3 protein-coding genes are annotated in these 1,592 nt (G+C 67.0%); 1 reads left to right on the forward strand and 2 read right to left on the reverse strand.

From position 1 onward, the window contains the following. Positions 1–31 precede the first annotated feature (31 nt). Together Vqi01_RS30320 and Vqi01_RS30325 are read right to left on the reverse strand one after the other, a co-directional pair. Positions 32–265, reverse strand: coding sequence for a hypothetical protein (locus Vqi01_RS30320; protein WP_204038554.1), 234 nt, complete (start codon positions 263–265; stop codon positions 32–34). A 133-nt stretch (positions 266–398) separates the two neighbouring features. After that, on the reverse strand, positions 399–1,016 hold the full coding sequence (locus Vqi01_RS30325) for a helix-turn-helix domain-containing protein (RefSeq protein ID WP_204038555.1): 618 nt from the start codon (positions 1,014–1,016) through the stop codon (positions 399–401). Between the two features lie 35 nt (positions 1,017–1,051). Between Vqi01_RS30325 and Vqi01_RS30330 the strand changes: the two genes are divergently transcribed. Continuing rightward, entirely contained in the window at positions 1,052–1,507 is a 456-nt protein-coding gene (locus tag Vqi01_RS30330) for an NmrA family NAD(P)-binding protein (protein ID WP_275408864.1), read from the forward strand. The last annotated feature ends 85 nt before the right edge of the window (positions 1,508–1,592 follow it).

Genomic DNA, 1,592 nt, shown 5'->3' on the forward strand with positions numbered 1-1,592 from the left:
ATCAGACGATAACGGTTGTCATTTGCGATGGCTAGGCCGGTCCCATGGGAAAATCGAGGCCCGTTACCTCCGCAGCGCCGGAGAGCCTGTGCCAGCCACGGCGCAGCCAGCCGCCATGGAGGGCAACGACAAGGCCGTCCGGCGCGCTACGCAGCGTTTCGTCCAGTCCCTCCACCAGCCGCAGCAACAGATGGCTGCCTGGTTCGTTGATCAGGGTGGGATGTCGTATCGAGGTGGTCTCATGGGAAAAGGTCGTGGTGGCCACCGCCCGCTACCTGGCCGGCGCGGGGTGTTGAGCGCCGCGCTGCCCATCGAGCCGGGCTCACCGCCCGCCGCGTTCGTGTATCGCGTGCAGGTGTGCCGCGAGAACGGCGGGGGCCTCGACGTGCGCAAGGTGGCTAAGCCCCTCCATCCAGGTCAGGCGCGCGTGCGGCATGGCGGAGACGAACCGGTCGACGGCTTCGGCGTAGACACCACCGGCGGCCGCGCTGAGTGTGCCGGCGAGGATGTCGACGGGGATCTGCAGACCCCGGTAGCGCTCGTAGTGAGGCGTGAACGCGTTCAGAGCGGTGTGCTCGGCGGGCAGGGCCTGCGCCAGGAGCCGCAGGTGGTCCCATATCGGAGACTCGCGAAGTGAACGGACATGGTCGTGGTCGTAGCCAGCGATCTCGATGTTGACGATCTCGACCAACCGGTCGAGGTCGGCGTCCTGCGCGGCATCGCGGATAGCCGGGGTGACGTGCTCGGCGAAGGGGCCCGAGACGGGCTCGTAGAGCCCGAGCGACCGTACGTCCTGTCGTCGGGTGGCGGTCTCCGAGGCGATGAGCCCGCCGTAGCTCCAGCCGGGAGGGAAAGTGCCGGTGCAACGTGGCAGAGCCCACGCCGGCCTCACGGGCGATCTCCTCAAGGGAGACCTGAGCCCCGTCACGGGCGACGAGGGCCGCGGCCACCGCGACGAGTCGCTTGTGGTTGCGCTGCCAGTCCGAGCGCTGCGGCCAGACTTTGCGTTCTGTCATCAGCGAGCGCCGCCGGCTTCCCCCAATGGGCGATCCTGAGGCCGGCCACCTTCATGGAAAACTTCGTCCGGCCCTCGGTCTACTTCGCCGACATGACCTCGGATCGCCTCCTCGTCGCCGTTGACCCCGACGTCCAGCTTCCGTTCGTTGCGGTAAACGACATCGGAACAGCCGCCGCAGCAGCATTTGCGCAGCCTGAACATTTCCACGGGGTCGAACTCGAACTAGCCGGTGATGTACGCAGCTTCCGCGAGATCGCCGAAGGCCTGTCCCAGGCTCTCGCAGCAAACATCGAACTCTCCACCAGCCGCGAGGACATTCACGACGAGGGCCCCATGGCGGCGTTCTTCCAGGGGCAGCGATACATGAGCGCGCACCCCGCACCGGCCCGTCCCGACCTGGCCGCCAACCTGGGCGTACCGACGACCACCTTCAAGGAGTGGACACGAAGCACTCTGCCCGGCCGCCATCACGGACCGATCGGCGGGTAAACGCGACAACCGCACCGAATCCAGGGGCACCGAATTCATCGTGCCCCTGGATCTGCCCTGGCCACACATCGGCCGATTACTGTCC

Origin of the sequence: Micromonospora qiuiae (assembly GCF_016863555.1) — a bacterium.
In the GTDB taxonomy this organism is placed as follows: Bacteria; Actinomycetota; Actinomycetes; order Mycobacteriales; family Micromonosporaceae; genus Micromonospora; species Micromonospora qiuiae.

Coding starts and splice junctions, on each gene's coding strand:
- Vqi01_RS30325 (WP_204038555.1), bottom strand. CDS start 1,016: ATGACAGAACGCAAAGTCTGGCCGCAGCGCTCGGACTGGCAGCGCAAC.